Below are 24,393 nucleotides of genomic sequence, written 5' to 3' on the forward strand. Positions count from 1 at the left end.
AGAGGTTTGCCGTGGCCGCAGAAGACACAACGGACATCCTGAGCGGGTTAACCAACCAGCTTCCGGACCGTGACCCCGAGGAAACCGCAGAATGGATCGAATCGCTTGACGAACTGATCCGTTCTCAGGGCACCGAACGCGCCCAGTACATCATGCGTTCGCTGCTTCAGCGTGCTGGTTCCCAGAGCGTTGGCGTACCGATGGTAACCACCACCGACTACGTCAACACCATTCCCGTCGACCAGGAACCGGAGTTCCCGGGCGACGAGGAAACCGAACGCCGTTACCGCGCCTGGCTGCGCTGGAACGCCGCCATCATGGTGCACCGCGCCCAGCGCCCGGGCATCGGGGTTGGCGGACACATTTCCACCTATGCCGGAGCAGCGACCCTGTATGAAGTGGGCATGAACCACTTCTTCCGCGGCAAGGACCATCCGGGCGGCGGAGACCAGATTTACTTCCAGGGTCACGCCTCCCCCGGCATGTACGCCCGCGCGTTCCTTGAAGGCCGGCTGTCCGAAGAGGACATGGACGGTTTCCGGCAGGAGAAGTCCCGTGAGGGCCACGCCCTGTCCTCCTACCCGCACCCGCGTTCCATGCCGGATTTCTGGGAATTCCCCACTGTTTCCATGGGCATTGGCCCGATGAACGCCATCTACCAGGCGCAGTCCAACCGCTACCTGCAGAACCGCGGCCTTAAGGACACCTCCGAACAGCATGTCTGGGCTTTCCTGGGCGACGGCGAAATGGACGAGCCCGAATCGCGCGGCCTGCTCCAGCTGGCTGCCAACGACAAGCTCGACAACCTGACCTTTGTGGTCAACTGCAACCTGCAGCGCCTGGACGGTCCGGTCCGCGGCAACGGCAAGATCATGCAGGAACTTGAGGCCTTCTTCCGCGGCGCCGGCTGGAATGTCATCAAGGTTGTCTGGGGCCGCGAGTGGGACTCGCTGCTGGAGAAGGACAAAGACGGGGAGCTGGTGGACATCATGAACTCCACCCCCGACGGCGACTACCAGACGTACAAGGCCGAAAACGGCGGATTTGTCCGCGACCACTTCTTCGGCAAGAGCCCAGCGACCAAGGAACTGGTCGCGAACCTCACCGACGAGGAAATCTGGCAGCTCAAGCGCGGCGGGCACGATTACCGCAAGGTTTACGCCGCGTACAAGGCCGCCATGGAGTTCAAGGGCAAGCCGACCGTAATCCTGGCCCACACGGTCAAGGGCTACGGTCTGGGCACGCACTTCGAGGGCCGCAATGCGACCCACCAGATGAAGAAGCTGACCCTGGATGACCTGAAGGCCTTCCGCGATCACCTGCGCATCCCGATCAGCGACGAGCAGCTCGAAGCCGATCCGTACAAGCCGCCGTACTTCAACCCGGGTCCTGACGCTCCGGAGATCAAGTACCTGCTGGAGCGCCGCCGCGAACTGGGCGGCAACGTTCCCGAACGCCGGGTGAAGCACAAACCGCTGCACCTGCCCGACGAGAAGGCCTACGAAGTTGCCAACCGCGGCTCCGGCAAGCAGATGGCTGCCACCACCATGGCATTCGTCCGCCTGCTCAAGGACCTGATGCGGGACAAGGAGTTCGGCAAGCGGATTGTGCCGATCATTCCGGATGAAGCCCGCACCTTCGGCATGGACTCGTTCTTCCCGACGGCGAAGATCTACAACCCCAAGGGTCAGAACTACCTGTCCGTGGACCGGGACCTGGTCCTGGCCTACAAGGAATCCCCGCAGGGCCAGATCGTGCACGTGGGCATCAACGAGGCCGGATCCATTGCCGCTTTCACTGCGGCTGGAACGTCTTACGCGACCCACGGCGAGCCGCTGATTCCGGTCTACGTGTTCTACTCGATGTTCGGCTTCCAGCGCACGGGAGACTACATTTGGGCGGCCACCGACCAGATGGCCCGCGGCTTCATGATTTCCGCGACCGCCGGCCGCACCACCCTGACTGGTGAAGGCCTTCAGCACGCTGACGGACACTCGCCGATCCTGGCCTCCACCAACCCTGCGGTGAAGACCTACGACCCGGCCTACGGGTACGAGATCGGGCACATTGTCCGCCACGGCCTCGAGCAGATGTACGGTCCGGATTCCAAGGATCCGAACGTCATTTACAACCTCATGGTCTACAACGAGCCGATCCATCAGCCCAAGGCTCCGGAAGAGCTCGACGTCGAAGGCATCATCAAGGGCATCTACCTTCTTGCTCCGGCAAAGATCGACGGTCCCCGTGCCCAGCTTCTCGCGTCCGGCGTTGCCGTGCCGTGGGCACTGGAAGCACAGAAGATCCTTGCTGAAGACTGGGGCGTATCCGCCGATGTGTGGTCCGTGACGTCATGGAACGAACTGCGCCGCGACGGTCTGGCCGCCGAGGAAGAAGCGTTCCTGAACCCCGACGCCGAACCCCGCGTGCCGTTCGTAACCCAGCAGCTCGCCGGTGCGACAGGTCCGATCGTTGCCTCGACTGACTATATGAAGGCTGTTCCGGACCAGATCCGGCAGTTTGTGCCGAACGAGTTCGCGACCCTCGGTGCGGATGACTTCGGGTTCGCCGACACCCGCGCTGCGGCTCGCCGGTACTTCAAGATCGATTCGCACTCCATGGTCGTACGCACCCTGGAAATGCTCGCCCGCCGCGGCGAGGTGGATGCCGGGGCTCCGGCCGAAGCGATCAAGAAGTATGACCTGCTCAATGTGAACGCAGGAACCTCCGGCAACGCCGGCGGCGACGCCTAGCGTTGAGGCCCGACTGATCGGGAGCCCTTGATTGGAGTCCTCTGGTCAAGGGCAAAAAGAAAAGAACCGTCGCACTGCGGCGGTTCTTTTCTTTTTGCCCTCTTGGGGCCGTCTTATTTAGCCGACTACCTGAAGCAGAAAACTCTCAAATCCTGCCCGGATCACTGGTACGTTCACGGCCTGGCGTCCTCACATATCGGTTTCGGCCACAAGGTCAATGTGCGCCTGCATTGCCTTCGCCGCTGCACCGGGGTCAGACGACCTGATCGCGTTGGCAATGGCTCGGTGCGACTCCAAGGACCGCTGCGGCCGCCCCGGCTGGCCCAGCGATGCCAGCCGGGTCTCGCGGACCAACTCTGAAATGAACGTCATCATGGACGCCAGGATGGATGAATGGGCAGCCGCAGCCACCGCTTGGTGGAATTGCTCGTCCCCAGCGGTTCCACGGCTTCCGGCAGCTATCTCCGCAGCCATGGTGTCCAAAGCCTTGTCGATGGCGGCCAGATCCGCTGCGGTGCGACGCTCGGCTGCGAGTTCGGCAAGCTTCACCTCCAAGGTGCTGCGGGCTTCAACGATTTCCGGCATCCGGTCGCGGTGCTCGCGCAGTTCACGCAGCACCGACGCGACACTTGGCCGATACACCAGCACCGCCCCGGTTCCGTGCTGCACATCGATCACCCCGAGGACTTCAAGGGCGACCAGCGACTGCGCCAGCGTGGCCCGGGAAACTCCCATCCGCTCAGCCAGATCCCGCTCTGCCGGCAACAGGTCTCCCGGCCCCAGACCGGCTGAGGCGATATAACCCAGAAGCTGTTCCACCAGCCGCTCATACAATCGGGGTCTTGAGACACGGACAAAACCGTTGCCGTCACCATTGCCGGGCATGGCATCCTCTTTCTACGTCCACCGGGCATCCCCACGGCTGGAACGAAGTATAGCCAGCATTGACAAAGAGACCGAGAGTCTAAGAGGCTAGTCCAGTGATGTGGCCTGCATCACTTATAGAACTGCGGCTGGCAGCCCGGGGGGAATGCCGGCGCCGCCTTCGAGCAAGGGAACAATGATGTCCGCTCCGCTCCTCTCCATCCTGATATTGGTGGCCATGTTCATTCTGGCCACGGTCCTCCCGCTCAACATGGGGGCGTTGGCCTTCGTGGGAGCATTTCTCCTGGGATTCGTCTTCCTCGGCATGACCACCGAGGAAATCCTCGCTAACTTTCCCGGCGCGCTGTTCCTCACCATCGTTGGCGTGACCTACCTGTTCGCGATAGCCCAAAACAACGGAACCATTGACCTTCTGGTCCGGGGCGCCGTGAAGCTCGTCGGCAACCGTGTGGCGCTGATCCCGTGGATCATGTTTGCCATCACTGCCGTCATCACCGCTGTCGGTGCACTGTCTCCCGCAGCCGTTGCCATCGTGGCCCCGATTGCGCTCGGCTTCGCCGCCAAGAACAAGATCAACCCGCTCATGATGGGCATGATGGTGATTCACGGTGCCCAGGCGGGAGGCTTCTCCCCCATTGCCGTTTACGGTGTCACCGTCAATGGAATCATCGCGAAGACGGACCTGGAATCGAGCCCGTTTGCGGTGTTCATGGCCAGCCTCCTCTTCAACACCTTCATTGCCCTCATCCTGTTCTTCGTCCTCGGCGGCACCAAACTGCGCCGCACCACCACCGGAGCTTTCGTTGAGCAGGTCGCTGAAGCCCGCATGAACTTGAGCGTGGCAGGACGCGCAGACGTTCCGTTCAAGGGAACCGGCTCTGACATCTACGGACCCCGTGACCCCGCCGGCGACGGTCTGAGCGCCACAAAGACACGCAGTGACTTGTTCCCCCAGCTCGCCACCATCGCCGGCCTGATTGCCCTGGCCGTCATTGCCCTCGGCTTCAAGGTGGACGTCGGCTTCGTCTCCATCACCATTGCCGTAATCCTCGCCCTCGTCTCCCCGCAGGCGCAGAAGGGTGCCGTCAACAAGATCAGCTGGACCACAGTGCTGCTGATCTGCGGGATGCTCACCTTCGTGGGCGTCCTCCAGGAAGCCGGCACGGTGGAATACGTGTCCGACGGCGTGGTGGGGCTGGGCATGCCCATGCTGGCAGCACTCCTGATCTGCTACATCGGCGCCGTCGTTTCGGCCTTTGCCTCCTCCACCGCGATCCTTGCCGCACTGATCCCGCTGGCCGTGCCGTTCCTGGCCTCCGGTGAGATCGGCGCCGTCGGCCTCATCTGCGCTTTGGCCGTTTCCTCCACCATCGTGGACGTTTCGCCGTTCTCCACGAACGGTGCCCTGGTCCTGGCCAACGCCCCCGAAAACCTGGATAAGGACCGCTTCTACAAACAGATCCTCTCCTACAGCGGCATTATCGTCGTCGCTGGACCACTGGTGGCCTGGCTGGTGATGGTGGTTCCCGGCTGGCTCTAGGACCCGCTCACCACCTGCACCCGCCACCTGCACCGGCGCACCGCCCGCATTCCCAACACAAAAGGAACTCCTCATGACCGCCCTTCCCACCTCCCGCGGACCGCTTGACGGCTACCTGGTAGTTGATTTGAGCCGCGCCCTTGCCGGCCCCCACGCCGGAATGATGCTTGCGGATCTCGGCGCCCGCGTCATTAAAGTCGAGACCCCGGGCACCGGTGATGACACCCGCAGCTGGGGGCCGCCGTTCGTGGGTCCGGAAGATGACCTGCAGGCCACCTATTTCCTTTCCTGCAACCGCAACAAGGAATCGATCAGCCTGGATCTCAAGTCCGACGACGGCGTGGGCGTGCTGCGGGATTTGGTCCGGCAGGCAGACGTCCTGGTGGAGAATTTCCGCCCCGGAGTGCTGGACAGGCTCGGCTTCTCGCCGGCGCAGCTGCACGAACTCAATCCCCGGCTGGTGATCCTGTCCATCAGCGGTTTCGGGCACGACGGCCCCGAGGCCACCCGCAGCGGCTACGACCAGATTGTCCAGGGCGAGGCCGGCCTGATGTCCCTGACAGGTTCCGGCCCCGAGGACCCCCAGCGCGTGGGGGTGCCCATTGCCGATCTGCTCTCCGGAATGTACGGGGCCTTCGGCCTGCTGGCGGCACTGCTGGAACGCGAGCGCACCGGCAAGGGACAAGTGGTCCGCACATCGCTGCTGGCCGCCGTCGTCGGCGTTCATGCCTTTCAGGGCACCCGGCACACCGTGGCCGGAGAGGTTCCGGCGGCTCAGGGAAACCACCACCCCTCGATCGCCCCCTACGGACTCTTTTCCTGCCGGGGCGGCAGGGTCCAAATCAGTGTGGGCAGCGAAAAGCTCTGGGAGACGTTCGCGGCCACCTTCGGCATCGACACCTCCCGCCCGGAGTTTGCCGGCAATGCCCAGCGGGTACGCAACCGCCAGGCTGTCATCGCCGCCGTCGAAGAAGCGTTCGCAGACTTCGACCCCGAGCCCCTGTTGGAGAAGCTGCGTGCCGCGGGCATTCCCGCCGGCAAGGTAAGGACGCTCGATGAGGTCTACGAATGGGAGCAGGTGCATTCGCAGGGTCTGGTGGTCGACGTCGAACATCCCGTCCTGGGAAAAGTGGCCCTCCCAGGACCGCCGCTGCGTTTCTTTGACGCGGAGGAAGGCACCGAGACCACCAACCGAAGCCACGCAGCGCCGCCGCTGCTGAACCAGCACGGGAGCGAGATCCGGAATTGGCTGGCTGACGCTACCGGGCAGGCAGGAACCGAAAGCCCAAGCCAATGAGCGTCCAGACACAGCCTCGGCGGCTCAATGCCCGCGCCCTGTTGGACCTGGTGGTGGATCGCGGGAGCTACCTGTCTTGGGACTCCCCGGTTACCTACACCCAGCACAGCGGGGCCTACGAAGCGGACCTCGGGGCCGCCCGGAAGAAGACCGGGGAAGACGAGTCCGTCCTGACCGGCGAAGGACTGGTGCATGGACGCCGTGTCGCGCTGGTTGTGTGTGAGTTTGGTTTCCTCGGCGGCTCCATCGGCGTGGCTGCGGCAGACCGCCTGACCGACGCCGTGGAACGTGCCACCCGTGAAGGCCTGCCCCTGCTGGCCGGACCGGCTTCCGGCGGAACCCGGATGCAGGAGGGCACCCTGGCCTTCCTCTCCATGGTGAAGATCACCGCCGCGGTCCGACGGCACAAGGAGGCAGGTCTCCCCTATCTGGTGTACCTGCGTCATCCCACCACCGGAGGCGTCATGGCGTCCTGGGGTTCGCTGGGCCACATAACCGTCGCCGAGCCGGGCGCGCTCCTGGGCTTCCTCGGCCCCCGCGTGTACGAATCCCTGTATGGCGAACCGTTTCCCGAAGGAGTGCAAACCGCGGAGAATCTGCAGGCCCGCGGGCTGGTGGACGCCGTGCTGCCACCGGAGGAACTCGCCGGCACCATCCACCGCGCCTTGTCCATGCTGCTTCCGGGGCCCGCGGACCCGGTGCCCGAGCCGGCATCCCTCACCGCTTCCCCTGCAGTGGTGCCGGCCTGGGAATCCATCACCATTTCCCGCAACCGCCAGCGGCCCGGCGTGCGCCAGCTGCTGCACTTCGCCGCCGACGACGTCCTGCCGTTGAACGGAACCGGCCAGGGTGAGAAAGATCCCGGACTGCTGCTGGCACTGGCCCGGTTCGGGCAGACCTCCTGTGTCGTTCTGGGGCAGGACCGCCAGCGCGGTGAGGAACAGCCAGCGCTGGGACCGGCTTCGCTGCGGGAGGCCCGCCGGGGCATGCGTCTGGCCGAAGAGCTGAACCTCCCCCTGCTCACAGTTATCGACACTGCCGGAGCCGCCCTGTCCAAGGAAGCCGAGGAAGGCGGACTCGCCGGGGAGATTGCCCGCTGCCTGAACGATCTGGTCGGCTTGGCCTGTCCCACCGTTTCCGTGCTGCTGGGCCAGGGAGCCGGCGGCGGAGCCCTCGCCCTGCTGCCAGCAGACCGGACGGTGGCCGCCCAGCATGCCTGGTTGTCATCCCTTCCGCCGGAGGGTGCCAGTGCCATTGTCTACCGGGACACCGACCACGGAGCCCAAATGGCCCAGGAGCAGGGCGTCACCGTCTCTGCCCTGGCTGCCCACGGCATTGTGGATCACGTTGTCCCTGAGGAGCCCGACGCCGCTGCGGAAGCGCCCCCCTTTTGCCGGCGGATGGGCGAGGCGGTGGAATACGAGCTCGCGTCGCTGCGGACAGTACCGTCCGCAGCGCGGCTTGAGCAGCGTACAGCCCGGTTCCGAAAACTCGGATCTGCGGGGTGATCTTCCGGCCTCATCCATACCCCGAGTTGTAGCCTTCGCACAAAATGGTGCTTGTTCAGTGAACCCCGTAAGCTCAGCTTTATGCCAGTGACTCGCAGCACAGCCGCGCCTCGACATGGGATGCGCGCCGAACCGGCGGATCCCCCCACAGTGGAACGCCTCAAAGCAAATATCGGAAAGCTCTCCACTGCCACCCTGAAACAGCTCGATCTATCCCTGCCCTGGTACCGGGGGCTGCGGCCGGACGAACGCTCCGCCCTGGGCATGGTGGCCCAGAAGGGCATCGCCTCCTTCGTGAACTGGTACGAGCGCCCGGCCTCCCCGGCCTGGGTCCTCAGCGACGTCTTCGGCACCGCCCCCACCGAACTCACCCGTTCCATCAGCCTGCAAAAAGCCCTGCAGCTGATCCGGGTGGTGGTTCAAGTGGTGGAGGACCGGGTGCCGGAACTGGCCGACGACGACGTCCAAGGCCCGCTGCGTGAAGCCGTCCTGCGCTATTCACGGGAAGTGGCCTTTGCCGCAGCAGACGTCTATGCGCGCGCGGCGGAAACCCGCGGCGCCTGGGACACGCGGCTCGAGGCGCTCGTGGTGGATGCCATCCTGCGCGGTGAAAGTTCCGATGCCCTGCGCTCCCGCATAGCCGCTGTGGGCTGGACCTCCACCGCGCGGATTACCGTAATGGTGGGCAGTTCGCCGTCGGACACCAATGCCTCCTTCGTCAATGAGCTGCGCCGCGCCACTGCCCGGCTCAGCGAAGACGCTCTGGTGGGAATCCAGGGTGAACGGCTCATCCTGGTGCTCGGCGGCCTGGATGAGAACTCCGGCGCCTACGCACGCCTCGCAGAACTCTTCGGCCCCGGACCCGTGGTTTACGGACCTCCCGCTGATTCCCTGGTCGATGCCGGGCCGTCGGCGCAGGCGGCCTTTGCGGGGCTCACCGCCGCGCGTGCCTGGCCTGCGGCACCCCGCCCGGTGGCGGCTGACGACCTGTGGCCCGAACGGGTGATGTCCGGCGACGACAGTGCCCGCAAGGCCCTGGTCCGGAGCATTTACCGGCCGCTGCTCGGCGCCTCCAACGGGCTGGCCGAGACCCTCTCCGCCTACCTGTCGCTGGGGCATTCCCTGGAGGCGACGGCGCGTGAACTCTTTGTCCACGCCAACACGGTCCGCTACCGGCTGCGCCGGGTCTGCGACGTCACCGGATGGGATCCGATGCTGCCGCGCGAAGCCTTCGTGCTGCAGACGGCCCTGGTGGTGGGGCGCCTCGCACCGCCGGGCAAAGCCGTGCCGGAGCGCCCCGCCAGCCGCTCCTGAGGCGGTTGCATCCGCACACTCGCCTTGTAGACTTCCTACAACGCCGCACCGGGAGCTTGGTCTACCCAAACACCCGGGATCTCACCGTCTCTTTGGAAAGCTTGATACGTGCTCGCAATTGTCTGCCCCGGCCAGGGGTCCCAAACGCCAGGTTTCCTTTCTCCGTGGCTGGAACTGCCCGGAGTCCGGGAACACCTCGAATCCCTCAGCGCCATCGCCGGCCTCGATCTGATCGCCCACGGCACCGTCTCTGATGAAGAAACCATCAAGGACACCGCAGTGGCCCAGCCGCTGATCGTCGCCGCCGGACTGATGGCAGCACGGTTGCTGGTGGAACCGCAGGCCATGACCGCTTCCACGGTTGTCGCCGGGCACTCCGTCGGTGAAATCACCGCGTCGGCCCTCGCCGGAGCGCTGACCGAAGCCGATGCCCTGATCTTCGTCCGGGAACGCGCCAACGCCATGGCCCGGGCCGCCGCGGAAACCCCCACCGGCATGAGCGCCGTCCTCGGCGGAGACCCCGATGAGGTCGCCGCCGCCCTGGCAGCTGCCGGCCTCACCGCAGCCAACGCCAACGGCGGCGGACAAACGGTTGCAGCGGGAACCTTGGAACAGCTCGCAGCTTTCGCAGCAGCACCGCCTGCCAAGGCCCGCGTCATCCCGCTGAAGGTTGCCGGCGCCTTCCACACTTCCCACATGGCACCGGCCGTCAGCGTGCTGGAGAACCTCCGCCCGCAGCTGCGCCCCGCAGCCCCCCGTCCCACGCTGCTCTCCAACTACGACGGCGCTGCCGTAGTCTCCGGCGAAGCCAACCTGGACAGCCTCATCAGCCAGGTCTCCCGCCCGGTCCGCTGGGACCTGTGCATGGAGTCCATGGCAGCCATGGGCGTCACCGGCATGCTGGAACTGCCGCCGGCAGGAACGCTTACCGGACTGGCCCGCCGCGGGCTCAAGGGTTTGCCCACCCTGGCCCTGAAATCCCCCGAAGATCTCGACGCCGCCCGGGAGTTCATTACTGAACATTCCGGCACGGCCGCCGCAGTAGCAGCAGCAACCACCACCGGAGAAGGTAACGCGTGAGCACGCCCACCCTGAAGCAGTCCCCCGTCCACCAGTTCAGCCGGATTCACGGCATTGGTGCGTTCCGCCCCGATGTCATCGTGAGCAACGAGGACGTCTGCCAGTGGATCGACTCCTCGGATGAGTGGATCCGCCAGCGCACGGGCATCATCACCCGCCACCGCGCCGACAAGGGAACGTCGGTGGTGGACATGGCGGAAGCCGCCGGCCGCGACGCCCTCAAGAGCGCCGGAATCGAGGGTTCGCAGCTTGGAGCCGTCATCGTCTCCACCGTGACGCACCCCTTCGCCACGCCGTCAGCGGCCGCTGAGATCGCCCACCTGCTCGGCGCTGCCCCCGCCCCGGCCTACGACGTGTCCGCAGCGTGCGCCGGCTACTGCTACGGCGTTGCCCAGGCCGACGCCCTGGTGCGCTCCGGCGCAGCCGAGTACGTGCTGGTCATCGGCGTGGAAAAGCTCTCGGACTTCATCGACAACACCGAGCGCACCATTTCCTTCCTGCTCGGCGACGGTGCCGGCGCCGTCGTCGTCGGTCCCGCAGACGCAGCGGGCATCGGCCCCTCCGTGTGGGGCTCGGACGGCAGCAAATCCAGCACCATCGGCATGACGCATTCCATGCTGGACATCCGCGAACTGTCGCTGGCCGCCGAAGCCGAAGGAACCGCCGTAGGCGTGTCCGAGGTGGCGGAACGCGACACCAAGCTGTGGCCCACCCTGCGCCAGGACGGCCAGAGCGTCTTCCGCTGGGCTGTCTGGGAGATGGCCAAGGTTGCCCAGCGTGCGCTGGATGCGGCCGGTGTCACGGCCGAAGATCTTGGCGCCTTTGTCCCCCACCAGGCCAACATGCGCATCATCGATGAAATGGCCAAGCAGCTGAAACTGCCCGAGTCCGTGATCATTGCGCGCGACATTGCCGACGCCGGCAACACGTCCGCTGCCTCGATCCCGCTGGCGACGCACCGCCTGCTGCAGGAAAACCCCGAGCTCAGCGGCAAGCTCTCCCTCCAGATCGGCTTCGGAGCAGGCCTGGTCTTCGGCGCACAGGTTATCGTTCTTCCGTAACCCGTCCGCCCCCTTTCACCACACCGCCCCGCGGTTGGACCACCCACGCCGGTTCTGCCGGCATCACGAGAAAAAGGAGCCAACATGGCTAGCAACGAAGAAATCCTGGCCGGCCTCGCCGAGATCGTCAACGAGGAAACCGGTCTGGCCCCCGAGTCCGTCGAGCTGGACAAGTCCTTCACCGATGACCTGGACATCGACTCCATCTCGATGATGACGATCGTCGTCAACGCCGAAGAGAAGTTCGGCGTGCGCATCCCGGACGAAGAGGTCAAGAACCTGAAGACCGTCGGCGACGCCGTGGACTTCATCTCCAAAGCCCAGGCGTAATCCGCCGGCGGCCGCTGCCTTCATTGGCGGCGGCCGCCGCGTCAGCGCAGTTTGCAGTTCCCGCACCACCAACGTCTTCGAGAGAGTGAATCATGGCCCGCAAAGTAGTCATCACCGGTTTGGGTGCCACCACGCCCATCGGCGGCGATGTTCCCACCATGTGGAAGAACGCGCTCAAGGGTGTCGCCGGCGCCCGCACCCTCGAGGACGAGTGGGTGGAAAAGTACAGCCTTCCCGTCACGTTCGCCGCACGCGTCACCACGCCGGCCACCGACGTCCTCTCCCGCGTTGAAGCCAAGCGCATGGACCCCTCCACCCAGTTTGCCGTGGTGTCCGCCCGGGAAGCCTGGGCCGACTCCGGCATCGAGGATGTCGACCATGACCGCCTTGCCGTGTCCTTTGCCACCGGAATCGGCGGCGTGTGGACCCTGCTCGACGCCTGGGACACCCTGCGCGAAAAGGGTCCCCGCCGCGTCCTGCCCATGACCGTTCCCATGCTGATGCCCAACGGCCCCGCTGCCGCCGTCAGCCTGGATTTGGGTGCCCGCGCCGGCGCCCACACCCCCGTTTCTGCCTGCGCGTCCGGCACTGAAGCCCTGCACCAGGGGCTGGAGCTGATCCGCTCCGGCAAGGCCGACGTCGTCGTTTGCGGCGGTGCCGAAGCTGCCATCCATCCGATGCCGATGGCCGCGTTCGCTTCGATGCAGGCCCTGTCCAAGCGCAATGATGATCCGGAACGCGCGTCCCGTCCCTATGACAAGGACCGTGACGGCTTTGTCATGGGTGAAGGCGCCGGCGCGCTCGTGCTTGAGTCCGAAGAGCACGCCCTCGCCCGCGGCGCCCGGATCTATGCCGAGCTCGCAGGCACGGCAGTCACCGCTGATGCCTACCACATCACGGCTCCTGATCCCGAGGGTCTGGGCGCGACGCGTGCCCTGAAAGCCGCGCTCTACGACGCCCGTGCCCAGGCCGAGGACGTGGTGCACGTCAACGCGCACGCCACCTCCACCCCCGTGGGTGACAAGCCCGAGTACACGGCGCTGAAAGCCGCACTGGGATCCCACGTGGATAACGTCGCCGTGTCGGCGACTAAGTCACAGACGGGTCACCTGCTTGGAGCGTCAGGTGCGGTGGAAGCCGTCATGACGGCCATGTCGGTGTTCGACCGCCAGGCCCCGGCCACCATTAACCTGGACAATCAGGATCCGGAGATCCCGCTCGACGTCGTCACCTCGGCCCGAACCCTGCCCGGCGGCGACATTGTGGTCCTGAGCAATTCCTTCGGGTTCGGCGGGCACAATGCCGTTATTGCCCTTCGCAGCTACTAGAAACCTGCCCGGCTGCCAAAGCCGGGCTCGCAGCTGAGCTCCAACAGTTAAAAAGCTGCGGCGGATTCCTTGCGGGAATCCGCCGCAGCTTTTTAGTGTCCAGCGGTTTGGAGGCGTCACCGCGGAATTCGAAGTTAGCCGACTTGATGCAGCCAGCGGACGTTGGCCCCGTCTGCGGCGTGCCGGAAGGGTTCCAGTTCATCATCCCAGGCCTCGCCCAGGGCGAGGGACAACTCGTGATAGACGGCGGAGGGGTCGCCGGCGCCGCTTTCATAGGCGTAACGGATCCGGTCCTCGGAGACCATGATGTTGCCGTGCACATCAGTGGCTGCATGGAAAATGCCCAGCTCAGGGGTGTGGCACCAGCGGCTGCCGTCAGCTCCGGGACTCTGGTCCTCAGTGACTTCGTACCTCAGGTGGGCCCATCCGCGCAGCGCAGAGGCCAGAAGCGATCCAGTGCCCTGCGGACCGGTCCATTCCAGTTCGGTCCGCAGCATTCCGGGAGCAGCCGGCTGAGGGGTCCACTGTAGATCCGTTCGCTTTTCCACGACGGATCCAATGGCCCACTCAATATGCGGGCACAACGCAGACGGGGCGGAGTGTATGAATAACACGCCGTGGGCCATCACAACAGACATTCCATCCTCCATAGCTGTAGGTACGTCTTCCCCAACGACCTTCAACTTGTGCGGAATCCTCGTGTTGCTTTTCCGGCTCCAGTACGAACTGCTCCTGGTTTTCCCTGCTGGTACCTTCCGATTTCTCTGAGACTTTCGTCCGGTGCGGACTTAGCCTTATTGTGCCGCAACTTAGCCGAATGCGCCAATAAATGGTGAAGGCCGATAATTGCACTCATTTCGCCTCCCCATGAAGCAGGTGTCAGGCCCTGGGATGGGCCTGCTGGTAACTGGCCTTCAGCCGGTCCACGGACACGTGGGTATACAGCTGCGTCGTGGCCAGCGATGAGTGTCCCAGGATCTCCTGCACCGCTCTCAAGTCTGCCCCGCCGTCGAGCAGGTGGGTTGCCGCAGTGTGCCGCAGCGCGTGCGGGCCGGTGGCACCGGTGTCCCCCAACGCGGCGAAGAGCCGGGAGACCACTGCGCGGATCTGACGCTGGTCCACCCTTCGGCCGCGCCGGCCCAGGAACAGGGCGGAGCCGCTTTCGGCAGTTGCCAGGGCCGGACGGCCGCGGCGCAGCCAATCATCAACGGCCGCCGCCGCGGGTTGCCCGTAGGGAACGGTCCGTTCCTTGTTTCCCTTGCCGATTACCGTCAGCGTGCGCCGTTCCGGGTTCAGGTCATCGATGTCCAGACCGGTGAGCTCCCCCACCCGGATGCCGGTGGCATAAAGAAGCTCCACGAGTGCCAGGTCCCTGATTGCCACCGGTTCCCCGTCACCAGTGGCTGCTGCGAGCGCTTCGAAGAGTTCCCCGATCTGTCCTGCCCGCAGCACAGCAGGCAGAGTTCCTTCCCGTTTCGGTGCACGGAGGCGGATTGCCGGGTCAGTGCTGATGAGTTCCTCACGCAGCGCCCATCCGGTAAAGCTGCGGGCTGTGGCGGCCCGCCGTGCCAGTGTTGACCGGGCCAGGCCGGCGGCGCTGAGCTCACCGAGCCAACCGCGCAGAACCCCAAGATCGATTCCGTCCAAGGTCCGCACGCCTACGGCGAGTGCATAGTTCAGCAGCTGGGCAACGTCACTCTCGTATGCCCGGACCGTGTGCTCGGAACGGCCGCGTTCGCTGGTCAAGTAGCGGCTGAACCGGCGCAGGGCACGGCTGAACTCGCCGGGCCAGGCCGGGGTCTCGGGAATCGGATCGCTGCCTGATGATGTCACCCCTTTACTGTCCTCGCATCACCGCCGGTCCTCAAGCAGGCACACCGGCGGCGTCTGCACACTGCATGCGCAGCGCCGCGGTTGCCTCTGATTTTTCGTGCTCCAAGAGGAACCTCTTGGTATCTATGCCGGAGGAATAGCCGGTGAGTGAACCACGAGATCCCACGACCCGGTGGGTGGGGATGACGATGTTCAGCGGGTTGCGGGAAAGAGCAGCGCCAACGCTTCGGGCCTTTGCCGCATCCCCAAGCCGAATCGCCAGCTGCTTGTAACTGCAGGTTTGGCCGTATGGAATGGCTGACACTTCAGCCCACACCAGGCGTTGGAAATCCGTGCCCTTTATGTCCAGATCAAGATCGAAACAGCAGCGCTTGCCGTCGAAGTACTCGGCGAGCTGGCGTTCCGTTTCCTCAAAACCCTCCTCGACAATACGTCCCAGCCCGTGATCGGAAGCGGGATCGGGCACCCCGGCGAAAACGGCCTTAAGATATCCCTCCTCGGAAGCGAGGGTGAACACCCCCAGCGGTGTGAGAACACTCTTGTGGATTTGCACGGCAGTTCCTTTCATTCGGGAAAGCATGGTTGGTGGTGGTGACGGTTGGGTGGTCAGGCGTCCGCAGAGTGCACTCATCCGCGGCTCCGCCTCCACTTGTCAGGCCCGTCCCGTGCCGCGAGGCCTTCGAGCTCCAAACGTGCCAGGCCCGCCCGGACGGCGGACACCGACAACCCGGCAACGGACGCCAACTTTTCAACAAGTGATCCGCTGCGCAGCGGAAGTGCGTCAAGCAGGAGCATGTCCTCGATCGTGAGCCCGTCGTGAACGGCTTTTACCTCCTCGTGAGTGCTTTCCGCAGCGTCCCCGGTCGAACCAATCGGGCTGCCCAGTTCAACGATCTCGGCGGCATCCGTCACGCAGACAGCGCTCCCGTCCCGCAGCAGACGGTGACACCCGGCTGAGTTGGCTGAATACACGGATCCGGGGACTGCGCCCACTTCGCGCCCCAGCGCCGCTGCATGGTGTGCCGTGTTAAGGGCGCCGGAACGCCATCGTGCTTCAACCACGACCGTCACGGCACTGAGGGCGGCAATAATCCGATTGCGCTGAAGGAACCTCCAGCGGGTGGGTGCGGAGCCTGGCGGGACTTCCGAGAGGAGGAGACCATGGCGGACAACTTCGCGAAGGAGTTCCTCATTGCCGGCTGGATAGTAGCGGTCGACCCCGCACGCCATGACGGCGATGGTGGGAATCCGTGCCTGGCTTCCGGTGACCAAGGCTGCACGGTGTGCCTGGGCATCGATGCCGTAGGCCCCGCCGGACACCACTGTCCATCCCCGCGTCACGAGCCCGGCAGAGATGTCCCCGGTCACCGATGCCCCGTACCCCGTGCTGTCGCGTGATCCAACCACGGCGGCGGTCTGGTGCAGCGCCGGAATGCCCTTGCTCAAGTCTCCCCGGGTCCACAGGCACAACGGCATGCCGAGCCCCAGATCCCGCAGAGCTTCCGGCCAACGGGAGTCCTCGGGAATGAGAAGCTCCCCTCCTGCCCGTCCAATCATGCTGAGGTCACGGTCGGGGGCCAGGTCAGGGACTCTGGTAATCCACCGTTCCAATGCGGACGACAGGCTGTTTCCTGTGGCCGGTATACCGGCAGCGGTCAGGACCTCCAACACCTCACGGGTAAGCGCCTCACCGGCGCGGATGGCCCCGGTAGCCACCCGGAGTGCATCTCCCGGTCCGGCCGCTTCGACAAGAGCGAGGCCAACGTTGTCCGAAGGCTCGAACATCCGGGAAAGGGCTGCACGTGTGCGCAAGAGGTCCATCCGCTCGCCGTTCATGCTGCTTCTCCCTGCTGCTGCCGGAACCCCAATGCCTGGCCTACGTCATCGGCGTCGGGCGCTGTATGGCCGGCGAGATCGGCAACGCTCCAGGCGACCCGAAGTACCCTGTCGTAGCCCCGGGCGGTTAGTGTTTGCCGTTCCATGGCACGATCCAGTGAAACAGTGGCTTTCGGCGGGGGCCGCAACGGTCCTCGGAGCAGGTTTCCGGCCACCTCCGCATTGGTCCCGTAGCCCCAGTCCTTCAACCGGGCATGCTGGACTTTGCGTGCTTCGTCGACGCGCCGGGCTATAGCGGCACTGTCCTCGGCACGGCCGTCACCGGCAAACTCCCTCAGCGAGACCCGTTGCACCTGGAGCTGCAGATCCACCCGGTCCAGCAACGGTCCTGACAGCCGGCTGAAGTATCTGCGCCGTTGCTGCGGAGTGCAGGTGCAGTCGATACCCTTTCCGGATGCCAGCCCGCAGGGGCAGGGGTTCGCGGCCAGGACCAGCTGGAATCTCGCCGGATAGGTGGCCGTTCCCGCGGCCCGGTGCAGTTCAACCTTTCCGCTTTCCAGCGGCTGACGCAGGGCATCCAAGACGCGCCGATCGTATTCCGGCGCTTCATCAAGGAAGAGGACACCGCGGTGGGCGCGGGAAGCGGCTCCCGGACGGGCAATGCCTGAGCCCCCGCCGATAATCGCAGCCGACGAAGCAGTGTGGTGGGGGCTCTCAAACGGCGGACGCCGCAGCAGCTGGGAACAGGTGCGGCCGCCTGAAACCAGTGAATGGATGGCGGTCACTTCCATGGCATGGGCGTCGGAAAGATTGGGCAGCAGGCTGGGCAGCCGCTCGGCCAACATCGTCTTGCCCGCTCCTGGCGGCCCCGTCATCAGTAGATGATGTGCGCCTGCGGCCGCCACCTCTACGGCGAACCTTGCTTCGGACTGACCCGCGATATCCGACATGTCCCGACTCCGACCTGGTGCTCCCAGCGGCTCATCGCCCCCGCCTTCGGCTGGCCGGTCCGGAATCTGCGGCGGAAAAATCAGCCGCTCGGGAGCTGCGCCCAGGAATGCGGCTACTTCGGCCAGCGAACCGAACCCGTTCACCTCGGCGCCGGGGACGAGTGCGGCTTCATCCGCGTTTGCTTCGGCGACGGTGATTTCCGGGTATCCGGCTTCCACCGCTGCCATGACAGCCGGAAGGATTCCCCGAACCGGCCGCAGCCTGCCGTCAAGGCCGAGTTCGGCGATGAAGACGCGGCGGCCGCTGCATCGGATGTCGCCCGCGGCAGCGAGGGCTGCCATCACAATGGCCAGGTCGAAACCGGAACCGCGCTTGTGAACGTCAGCCGGCATCAGATTGACCGTGATCCGTCTGCGGCTCAGCGGCAGGCCGGCGTTCTTGGCTGCGGATCTGACCCGGTCCTTGGCTTCGTTCAGGGACGCATCCGGCAGGCCCAGCAGAACAAAAGACGGCAGGGTCTGGCCGATGTCGGCTTCAACTTCCACCATCCGTCCGTCCAGGCCGACGAGCCCCACGCCGTAGGTTCTGCCCAGCGTCACAGCGCAACCTCTCTCAGGTGTTCGATGACAGGTGCGCCCGCACCGTTGTCAAGAACTGAAACCGCATCCACCCGGAACGAGGGAAAATGCCGCGATGATGCCCGCCTCCATTTGCTGGCGAGCAGGTAGAGGCGGGCGAGTTTCGCCGGTGTAATGGCCTCCAGCGGGTCCCCGTAGTCCAATGAAGAGCGCGTTTTGACCTCAACGATCACCAGCGTGTCGCCGTCGACGCCAACAAGGTCAATTTCGCCGTCGGAACACCGCCAATTGCGGTCTATTACTTCGATACCTGTCGCCGCCAAATAGACAGCGGCCAGGTCCTCGCCGCGCCGTCCCAGTGTGTCCTTAGCTCTCATGTGCCAACCCTGCGCCGTTCGAAAGATCTTTACGGAGCAGCGGCCGCCGGTTGTGGACGACGTCGTCCGTTCCAGCGCGGGACGCGGCTTGGGGAGGAATTGTGGTGCAAATCGAGTCTTGCCGTGATCTTGATGCCATCTTGAGTCCGTGCTGAGAGTACTGGGACACGATGGGCTGGCCCCCCGCCAAACGACCGAAGCTTTCTACTGATTGCCGAAGGAACCATGAACAACGTTTTTAAAACCACGGCTGCTGCCGCCGCCACTGCTGTTGTGATCGGCGGATTTTCTCTAACAGCCATCCAACCGGCCGTTGCAACCGTCCCCGATAACGGCGGGGACACTGTTCCTCACGTGTCTCAGGAGGTAGGTGCATACGTCTACCTGAAAAAGGACCCTGCCAAGCCTGCCGCTTGGGAAAACTCCGGCCCGCAGCGCCTCCTGGACACCAAAGAGGGAACCGCTTGGTTCGAGAATCTGATTAGCCTGCTGCCCGCGGATGTCTGCGGGCCGGGCTGGGGCATCCAGCAGGACAAGCTTGACATCACGGGAGAGTTCGTCTGGCCCAACACACTCGTCTATCCTGAGCTGTTTGCAGCCAATGCCGTCTTGACGGATGACAAGCATGAGGACCTTGAGGTCTACGGTCAGGTTCCGGATTGCGACCCTGAGCCTGAGCCTGAGCCCAGCGTGCCGCCGGCACCTGTACCCACGCCGGACCCCAAGCCGACACCGGATCCGAAACCGTCACCCGAACCCACGCCGGACCCGACACCGTCACCCGAACCCACGCCGGACCCGACACCGTCACCCGAGCCCACCCCGGATCCCAAGCCGACACCGGACCCGACACCGTCGCCCGAACCCACACCGGACCCGACACCCACACCGGACCCCAAGCCGACACCGGACCCGACACCGTCGCCCGAACCCACACCGGACCCGACACTCACACCGGACCCCAAGCCGACACCGGACCCGACACCGTCGCCCGAACCCACACCGGACCCGACACCCACACCGGACCCCAAGCCGACACCGGACCCGACACCGTCGCCCGAACCCACACCGGACCCCAAGCCGACACCGGACCCGGAATCTACCGTTCCGACCGAGGACCCGACGGCACCACCGGCAGTGAACACGGAGCCGCGGCTGCCGAACACCGGCGCCAGTTCCACGATGGCCGCGCTGGCCGGAGCCGGTGTCCTGGTTGCCGCCCTGGGCGCCACCGTTCTGGTTCGCAACCGGCGACGCGCTGGTCTGAGCAACGACTAACTGAAGTAGCAACATAAACGTTCGGCCCCGGTGCATTCACCGGGGCCGAACTCTTTTAGGTGCAACGGTGCAACGCTTTATTCCAAGACCGTGTACACCACCGGCATGGACTCCAAGCGAACCGTGGCCGGTATCGGGGCTCCGGCAACCGGAAGGGAACCGCCCTGCACACCACGCGTCGGCGCCGGCAACGTTCCAGCAAAACCGCGGGCCAGGGTGATGTGGGGGCGAAGGCCGGAAGCAAACATGAAATTGGGATCTGCAGCAGTGAATGCGGCCGCGTCCTCGATCCCGCAGCTGTGCAGGAAATCGACAAGTACCCCATAGGCCCGTTCATGGGCGGACATGAGGGCCGACGAGGGAAAGTACTCCAGGACCAGCGTCCGGCCGTGCCGCCCGAATCGGGACAGCACCGCCGGCTCCAAAACAACGGGCTGCCGCGGCATGGCGGCTTCGGTCTCCCTTACGTAGTCCGCGAGGAGCTCCTCGTACGTGTGCCAGGAAACCTCCGCGGCGGCTGAGACCGCAGCGTAAACATCCCTGACCTTGCCGAAATGGATCAGTGTCAGGTGGATCTGCCGCTCGGGTATCCAGCGGGGACGGCCGCCGTCGTTCACTCCAGGGTGCTCCGCCAGGGACTGCTGCAGCCGCTTCACCTGTTCCAGTGAGTCCGCGTCCGGCCTTAACTGAGCATAAAGGCGCCGGTTTTGGGCCAGGTACCCGGTCAGCGGAGGGTCAAGAGGTGCCATTGCAGCAGTCTAGGAGATGCACGCCAATGCGGCATCCGTGGCGCTAAGGTAGGTCCATGCCTTTTGACATCCCCGTCCTGTCCGATCGAGACCTCACGCTGCGCCCGCACAACGAGGACGATATTGATCCGGTGCTTTCCCGTTCCGTCGATCCGGTGTCGCAGCAGTGGACAACCGTTCCGCTGGAGTACACACGGGAGATGGCGGCGGAGTATGTCGCGGCGATTTCCCGTCCCCAGGAAAAGGAGATTTCCTGGGCGCTGGATGTCAACGGCGCTTACGTCGGAACCCTGGATCTGCGGTTCAAGGGTGACAACTCGGGCGACCTGGGATTCGTCACCGCCCCGGAGTACCGGGGCAGGGGGCTGATGTCGCGCGCCGTCGGCCTGGCGGTCACCTATGCCCTGGATAATCTCGGTTGGGACCTGGTGAGCTGGTCGGCGAATACCGGGAACATCGGCAGCTACAAGACGGTGTGGCGAAACGGTTTTCCGCCGCCGATCGCTGTTCCGAATCTTCTGCCGCACCGCGGACGGATGGTCGACGGCTGGGTTTCGAGCCTCGCCGCCGGAGATCCGCGGGAGCCCTCAGGAACGTGGGCAGCATGGAACGACGTCGCCGCCAACCTTCCGCCGCTCCCGTCAACGACACTTCGGTCCTGACGGGGCACAGCGGACTCAGCCCAGTTCGTCGGCCTTGGGGATGGTCAGGTCATCGTTGCGCGTGAGTTCCTCGACGTTGACGTCCTTGAACGTGATCACCCGAACGCTTTTGACGAACCGGGCTGAACGGTAGACGTCCCAGACCCAGGCATCCTGCAGGGTCAGGTCGAAGTAGATCTCGCCGTCCGCGGAGCGTGCCTGCAGGTCCACGTGGTTGGCCAGGTAGAACCTGCGCTCGGTTTCCACCACGTAGCTGAAGAGTCCCACCACGTCCCGGTATTCACGGTAGAGCTGAAGCTCCATGTCCGTTTCATAGTTCTCAAGGTCTTCGGCACTCATAGTTCCATCATCCCCCAACGACGCTCTCATGGTCCCGGGCATCCGCTTCCGGACGCGTTCCCAACTGCCAGGACATCCGGTGCAGGGGCGTGGGCCCAAACTCGTCTATCGCCAGCCGATGGGACGCCGTGGCGTATCCCTTGTTCACTTCCCAGCCGTACTGAGGATGTGTCACAGCGTAGTCCACCATCATCGTGTCCCGCTCCACCTTCGCCAGAACGCTGGCTGCGGCCACGCTGAGGCAGGTCATGTCCGCCTTGATTTTGGTGTGTACGGGCGCCTGGCAACCGCCGTCGTCGTTCCCCGGCAGGTCAAAAAGGCTCGCCTGACGCGCCGGGGAAAGCCAGTTGTAGTTGCCGTCCAGGAGCACCACGTCGGGGGTCAGGTCCGCGCAGACCCGGTCCCAGGCGCGGGTGCCGGCGAGCCGCAGGGCACCCATGATGCCATGCAGGTCGATTTCCGCGGCGCTGGCATGGCCGACCCCCCAGCCCCGGGCCCATTTCTTGATCTGGGGAACCAGCGTTTCCCGGTCGCTCTGGGAAAGCAGCTTGCTGTCCCGCACACCCTTGAGTGAACGGACGGTGGCCAGGTCCACGGCTACGAGGCCCACACTGACCGGACCGGCCAGCGCGCCCCGGCCCACTTCGTCGCATCCTGCCAGCACCTTGTAGCCGACGGCGGCGAAGGACCGCTCGTGCCGCAGCGTGGGAGCCTTGCTTCCGGCACCCGTCTTAGGGCGCGGCCGGGCGGAAACGGCGGTCATTTGGATCCGGCCGGAAGGGAGCTGGAAGGATCCGGGATGTTCTCGAAGACTTCCGGATAGCTGCCGATGAAGCCGGCGCGGTTCAGCGGCCAGGCCGTCACTGCGGCCTTGCCCTCGATGTCCTTGACGTCGATGAACCCGCCGCCGGCATCCTGGAGGTGCTCGCGTGAATCAGCGGAGGCGTTGCGGTGGTCCCCCATGACCCAGACTTTGCCTTCGGGAACAACCACGTCAAACGGAATGTCGGAAGGGGACGCGCCCGGATAGATGTAGGGCTCGTTTAGGGGTTCGCCGTTGACCGTGATCCGGCCATCGGCGTCGCAGCAGACCACGTGGTCGCCCTCGGTGCCGATGACGCGCTTGACCAGGTGTTGCTCCGAGGTGTCCGGAACCAAGCCCACAAAGATGAGCGCGTCGCGGATCCACGCGCCGGGACCTTCAGTGGCCGGAGGAAGCTCGGGCAGCCAGCCCTGGGTGTCCTTGAAGACCACCACGTCGCCGCGGTTCAGGTCGAAGGGTTCGGGAACCAGGAGGTTTACGAAAATCCGGTCATTGATTTCCAGAGTTTCTTCCATGGAGCCTGAGGGAATGTAGAACGCCCGGAACAAAAAGGTCTTGATGAGGAAGGACAGGAGCAGGGCGATCACAATGATGGTGGCCACTTCGCGCAGCCAGCCGCCGAAACCGCGGTTTTTGTCCTTGCCGTTCCGGTCCGGACCTGCTGCCCGGGGACGCGCTGAATGCGCTCCGTGAACGTTGGGTCCGGGATTCCGGGTGGGCTCGTCAGGGACGTCCTGAGCCATGTGCTGTCCTCTTATTCCGCCGTGTTCCACTCGGCTCCTAACTCTAGCCGCTCGATATCCGAACCGCGCTCCAGCGGCCACAAGATTGCCGTCGCACGTCCGATGACGCGTTCCTCCGAGATGAGGCCGCCGCCCGGGGCGCCCAGAAGTGACCGCGAATCGGTTGATTCGGACCGGTGGTCGCCCAGGAGCCACAGCCTTCCCTCGGGAACGACGACGTCAAAGTTGTTTTCGCTGGGAGCGTCTCCGGGATAAACGTACGGCTCCTCCACCGGAGTTCCATTAACGGTCAGCCGCGGTTCCTCCGCCGAGCAGCAGGTGATCCGGTCCCCCGGAACTCCGATCACCCGTTTCACGTACACTGTGCCGCTGCCCATCACGCCCGCCCAGCGGGCCAGGGACTTCACCGCCGCAACCGGGGCGGCATCGCCGCTGTTCAGCGGTGCGAGGGAGCCCCTGCCGTCAAAGACCACCACGTCTCCGCGCCGGATCTCATCGGAGCGGTACTGGGTGCGTGAGACAACCACGCGGTCGCCCGGTTCCAGCAGCGGCTGCATCGATTCTGAGGGGATGTAGTAGACGTCCACGACAAACGCGCGGACCAGTGCCACCAGCACAACGGCTGCGGCGAGGGCGCAGAGCACGAAACGCCAGCCCACATACGTGGACCGGCGTTTCATGTGCTTCCCGGGAGGGTCCGAAGATTCCCGGGAAGCGGATGCTGCGTGGATCAAGAAATTACTTGGCGGGACGTGCGTCGCGCTTTTCCTTGATCTTGGCTGCCTTGCCGCGCAGGTCGCGCATGTAGTACAGCTTGGCGCGGCGGACGTCACCCTTGGAGACGACCTCGATCTTGTCGAGAACCGGGGAGTGCACCGGGAAGGTACGCTCCACGCCGACGCCGAAGCTGACCTTGCGGACCGTGAAGGTCTCGCGCAGGCCGTCGCCCTGGCGCTTCATGACGAAGCCCTGGAAGACCTGAACACGGGTGTTCTTGCCTTCGATGATGTTTACGTGAACCTTGACCGTGTCACCGGCGCGGAACTCGGGGATGTCTGAACGCAGCGAGGCTGCATCAACAGAATCTAGGATGTGCATTGTTTATCACTCCTGGTGAACGCCACAGGTCAT

At 64.7% G+C, this 24,393-nt stretch carries 24 protein-coding genes; 11 read left to right on the forward strand and 13 right to left on the reverse strand.

Going from position 1 to position 24,393, the window contains the following annotated elements; genetic code table 11:
• The first annotated feature begins 11 nt into the window (after positions 1-11).
• Positions 12-2,750, forward strand: a complete 2,739-nt coding sequence (gene aceE / locus MUG94_RS10995) for a pyruvate dehydrogenase (acetyl-transferring), homodimeric type (RefSeq protein ID WP_227908284.1) — start codon at positions 12-14, stop codon at positions 2,748-2,750.
• Positions 2,751-2,939: 189 nt separating this feature from the next.
• On the opposite strand, the gene MUG94_RS11000 is transcribed toward aceE, so the two are convergent.
• Positions 2,940-3,635, reverse strand: coding sequence for a FadR/GntR family transcriptional regulator (locus MUG94_RS11000; RefSeq protein WP_227908283.1), 696 nt, complete (start codon positions 3,633-3,635; stop codon positions 2,940-2,942).
• A 178-nt stretch (positions 3,636-3,813) separates the two neighbouring features.
• Between MUG94_RS11000 and MUG94_RS11005 the strand changes: the two genes are divergently transcribed.
• From MUG94_RS11005 to fabF, 8 genes are all read left to right on the forward strand, one after another.
• Entirely contained in the window at positions 3,814-5,175 is a 1,362-nt protein-coding gene (locus tag MUG94_RS11005) for an SLC13 family permease (RefSeq protein ID WP_227908282.1), read from the forward strand.
• Between the two features lie 73 nt (positions 5,176-5,248).
• Positions 5,249-6,472 carry a CaiB/BaiF CoA transferase family protein gene (locus MUG94_RS11010; RefSeq protein ID WP_227908281.1) on the forward strand — a complete coding sequence of 408 codons (1,224 nt, stop codon included), beginning with the start codon at positions 5,249-5,251 and terminating at the stop codon, positions 6,470-6,472.
• Positions 6,469-7,980, forward strand: a complete 1,512-nt coding sequence (locus tag MUG94_RS11015; protein WP_227908280.1) for an acetyl-CoA carboxylase carboxyltransferase subunit alpha/beta — start codon at positions 6,469-6,471, stop codon at positions 7,978-7,980. Before MUG94_RS11010 ends, MUG94_RS11015 begins: the two co-directional genes overlap by 4 nt.
• An 81-nt stretch (positions 7,981-8,061) precedes the next feature.
• Positions 8,062-9,294 (forward strand): PucR family transcriptional regulator, encoded by a 1,233-nt coding sequence (locus tag MUG94_RS11020; RefSeq protein WP_423724394.1) that lies wholly within the window; start codon positions 8,062-8,064, stop codon positions 9,292-9,294.
• Between the two features lie 108 nt (positions 9,295-9,402).
• Entirely contained in the window at positions 9,403-10,374 is a 972-nt protein-coding gene (locus tag MUG94_RS11025) for an ACP S-malonyltransferase (RefSeq protein ID WP_227908279.1), read from the forward strand.
• On the forward strand, positions 10,371-11,435 hold the full coding sequence (locus MUG94_RS11030) for a beta-ketoacyl-ACP synthase III (protein ID WP_227890215.1): 1,065 nt from the start codon (positions 10,371-10,373) through the stop codon (positions 11,433-11,435). The genes MUG94_RS11025 and MUG94_RS11030 overlap by 4 nt, the downstream gene beginning before the upstream one ends.
• 84 nt (positions 11,436-11,519) lie before the next feature.
• Entirely contained in the window at positions 11,520-11,765 is a 246-nt protein-coding gene (locus MUG94_RS11035) for an acyl carrier protein (protein WP_104053860.1), read from the forward strand.
• 92 nt (positions 11,766-11,857) lie between these two features.
• Positions 11,858-13,093, forward strand: a complete 1,236-nt coding sequence (gene fabF / locus MUG94_RS11040) for a beta-ketoacyl-ACP synthase II (RefSeq protein ID WP_227890216.1) — start codon at positions 11,858-11,860, stop codon at positions 13,091-13,093.
• A 134-nt stretch (positions 13,094-13,227) separates the two neighbouring features.
• Here fabF and MUG94_RS11045 read toward each other — a convergent pair whose 3' ends face one another.
• The 6 genes from MUG94_RS11045 to MUG94_RS11070 all read right to left on the reverse strand — a co-directional run bounded on the left by MUG94_RS11045 (position 13,228) and on the right by MUG94_RS11070 (position 18,668).
• Positions 13,228-13,731, reverse strand: a complete 504-nt coding sequence (locus MUG94_RS11045) for a DUF3145 domain-containing protein (protein WP_227890217.1) — start codon at positions 13,729-13,731, stop codon at positions 13,228-13,230.
• 241 nt (positions 13,732-13,972) lie between these two features.
• Positions 13,973-14,926, reverse strand: coding sequence for a tyrosine recombinase XerC (locus tag MUG94_RS11050; protein WP_227908278.1), 954 nt, complete (start codon positions 14,924-14,926; stop codon positions 13,973-13,975).
• Between the two features lie 31 nt (positions 14,927-14,957).
• Positions 14,958-15,557, reverse strand: coding sequence for a methylated-DNA--[protein]-cysteine S-methyltransferase (locus tag MUG94_RS11055; RefSeq protein ID WP_227908277.1), 600 nt, complete (start codon positions 15,555-15,557; stop codon positions 14,958-14,960).
• Positions 15,554-16,762 (reverse strand): DNA-processing protein DprA, encoded by a 1,209-nt coding sequence (dprA, locus tag MUG94_RS11060; RefSeq protein WP_227908276.1) that lies wholly within the window; start codon positions 16,760-16,762, stop codon positions 15,554-15,556. Before dprA ends, MUG94_RS11055 begins: the two co-directional genes overlap by 4 nt.
• Complete coding sequence (locus tag MUG94_RS11065; protein WP_227908275.1) at positions 16,759-18,312, reverse strand: YifB family Mg chelatase-like AAA ATPase; 1,554 nt, start codon at positions 18,310-18,312, stop codon at positions 16,759-16,761. Before MUG94_RS11065 ends, dprA begins: the two co-directional genes overlap by 4 nt.
• Entirely contained in the window at positions 18,309-18,668 is a 360-nt protein-coding gene (locus MUG94_RS11070) for a YraN family protein (protein ID WP_227908274.1), read from the reverse strand. Before MUG94_RS11070 ends, MUG94_RS11065 begins: the two co-directional genes overlap by 4 nt.
• Before the next feature lie 225 nt (positions 18,669-18,893).
• On the opposite strand from MUG94_RS11070, the gene MUG94_RS11075 reads away from it, so the two are divergent.
• Positions 18,894-19,946, forward strand: coding sequence for an LPXTG cell wall anchor domain-containing protein (locus MUG94_RS11075; protein WP_227908273.1), 1,053 nt, complete (start codon positions 18,894-18,896; stop codon positions 19,944-19,946).
• 77 nt (positions 19,947-20,023) lie between these two features.
• Here the strand turns inward: MUG94_RS11075 and MUG94_RS11080 are convergent, their stop codons facing one another.
• Positions 20,024-20,695, reverse strand: coding sequence for a 2'-5' RNA ligase family protein (locus MUG94_RS11080; RefSeq protein WP_227908272.1), 672 nt, complete (start codon positions 20,693-20,695; stop codon positions 20,024-20,026).
• A gap of 56 nt (positions 20,696-20,751) precedes the next feature.
• Between MUG94_RS11080 and MUG94_RS11085 the strand changes: the two genes are divergently transcribed.
• Positions 20,752-21,357, forward strand: a complete 606-nt coding sequence (locus MUG94_RS11085) for a GNAT family N-acetyltransferase (RefSeq protein WP_227908271.1) — start codon at positions 20,752-20,754, stop codon at positions 21,355-21,357.
• Positions 21,358-21,372: 15 nt separating this feature from the next.
• On the opposite strand, the gene MUG94_RS11090 is transcribed toward MUG94_RS11085, so the two are convergent.
• From MUG94_RS11090 to rplS, 5 genes are read right to left on the reverse strand one after another with little or no spacing between them, the layout of a single operon-like run.
• Positions 21,373-21,696 carry a DUF2469 domain-containing protein gene (locus tag MUG94_RS11090; RefSeq protein WP_104053848.1) on the reverse strand — a complete coding sequence of 108 codons (324 nt, stop codon included), beginning with the start codon at positions 21,694-21,696 and terminating at the stop codon, positions 21,373-21,375.
• 7 nt (positions 21,697-21,703) lie between these two features.
• Positions 21,704-22,459 (reverse strand): ribonuclease HII, encoded by a 756-nt coding sequence (gene rnhB, locus MUG94_RS11095; protein WP_227908270.1) that lies wholly within the window; start codon positions 22,457-22,459, stop codon positions 21,704-21,706.
• A complete protein-coding gene (lepB, locus tag MUG94_RS11100; RefSeq protein ID WP_227908269.1) occupies positions 22,456-23,262 on the reverse strand; it encodes a signal peptidase I in 807 nt (268 codons plus the stop codon). The genes rnhB and lepB (MUG94_RS11100) overlap by 4 nt, the downstream gene beginning before the upstream one ends.
• 11 nt (positions 23,263-23,273) lie before the next feature.
• Positions 23,274-23,942 carry a signal peptidase I gene (gene lepB / locus MUG94_RS11105; RefSeq protein ID WP_227908268.1) on the reverse strand — a complete coding sequence of 223 codons (669 nt, stop codon included), beginning with the start codon at positions 23,940-23,942 and terminating at the stop codon, positions 23,274-23,276.
• A 58-nt stretch (positions 23,943-24,000) separates the two neighbouring features.
• A complete protein-coding gene (gene rplS, locus MUG94_RS11110) occupies positions 24,001-24,360 on the reverse strand; it encodes a 50S ribosomal protein L19 (RefSeq protein ID WP_104053845.1) in 360 nt (119 codons plus the stop codon).
• Positions 24,361-24,393: the final 33 nt, after the last annotated feature.

The organism is Arthrobacter gengyunqii (genome assembly GCF_023022985.1).
In the GTDB taxonomy this organism is placed as follows: domain Bacteria; phylum Actinomycetota; class Actinomycetes; order Actinomycetales; family Micrococcaceae; genus Arthrobacter_B; species Arthrobacter_B gengyunqii.

Bases quoted from the DNA above. Each gene is read 5' to 3' on its own strand.
- MUG94_RS11000 (WP_227908283.1), bottom strand. From the start codon at position 3,635: ATGCCCGGCAATGGTGACGGCAACGGTTTTGTCCGTGTCTCAAGACCC.
- MUG94_RS11005 (WP_227908282.1), top strand. From the start codon at position 3,814: ATGTCCGCTCCGCTCCTCTCCATCCTGATATTGGTGGCCATGTTCATT.
- MUG94_RS11010 (WP_227908281.1), top strand. From the start codon at position 5,249: ATGACCGCCCTTCCCACCTCCCGCGGACCGCTTGACGGCTACCTGGTA.
- MUG94_RS11015 (WP_227908280.1), top strand. From the start codon at position 6,469: ATGAGCGTCCAGACACAGCCTCGGCGGCTCAATGCCCGCGCCCTGTTG.
- MUG94_RS11020 (WP_423724394.1), top strand. From the start codon at position 8,062: ATGCCAGTGACTCGCAGCACAGCCGCGCCTCGACATGGGATGCGCGCC.
- MUG94_RS11035 (WP_104053860.1), top strand. From the start codon at position 11,520: ATGGCTAGCAACGAAGAAATCCTGGCCGGCCTCGCCGAGATCGTCAAC.
- fabF (WP_227890216.1), top strand. From the start codon at position 11,858: ATGGCCCGCAAAGTAGTCATCACCGGTTTGGGTGCCACCACGCCCATC.
- MUG94_RS11045 (WP_227890217.1), bottom strand. From the start codon at position 13,731: ATGTCTGTTGTGATGGCCCACGGCGTGTTATTCATACACTCCGCCCCG.
- MUG94_RS11055 (WP_227908277.1), bottom strand. From the start codon at position 15,557: ATGAGTGCACTCTGCGGACGCCTGACCACCCAACCGTCACCACCACCA.
- dprA (WP_227908276.1), bottom strand. From the start codon at position 16,762: ATGAACGGCGAGCGGATGGACCTCTTGCGCACACGTGCAGCCCTTTCC.
- MUG94_RS11070 (WP_227908274.1), bottom strand. From the start codon at position 18,668: ATGAGAGCTAAGGACACACTGGGACGGCGCGGCGAGGACCTGGCCGCT.
- MUG94_RS11075 (WP_227908273.1), top strand. From the start codon at position 18,894: ATGAACAACGTTTTTAAAACCACGGCTGCTGCCGCCGCCACTGCTGTT.
- MUG94_RS11080 (WP_227908272.1), bottom strand. From the start codon at position 20,695: ATGGCACCTCTTGACCCTCCGCTGACCGGGTACCTGGCCCAAAACCGG.
- MUG94_RS11085 (WP_227908271.1), top strand. From the start codon at position 20,752: ATGCCTTTTGACATCCCCGTCCTGTCCGATCGAGACCTCACGCTGCGC.
- MUG94_RS11090 (WP_104053848.1), bottom strand. From the start codon at position 21,696: ATGAGTGCCGAAGACCTTGAGAACTATGAAACGGACATGGAGCTTCAG.
- rnhB (WP_227908270.1), bottom strand. From the start codon at position 22,459: ATGACCGCCGTTTCCGCCCGGCCGCGCCCTAAGACGGGTGCCGGAAGC.
- lepB (WP_227908269.1), bottom strand. From the start codon at position 23,262: ATGGCTCAGGACGTCCCTGACGAGCCCACCCGGAATCCCGGACCCAAC.
- lepB (WP_227908268.1), bottom strand. From the start codon at position 23,942: ATGAAACGCCGGTCCACGTATGTGGGCTGGCGTTTCGTGCTCTGCGCC.
- rplS (WP_104053845.1), bottom strand. From the start codon at position 24,360: ATGCACATCCTAGATTCTGTTGATGCAGCCTCGCTGCGTTCAGACATC.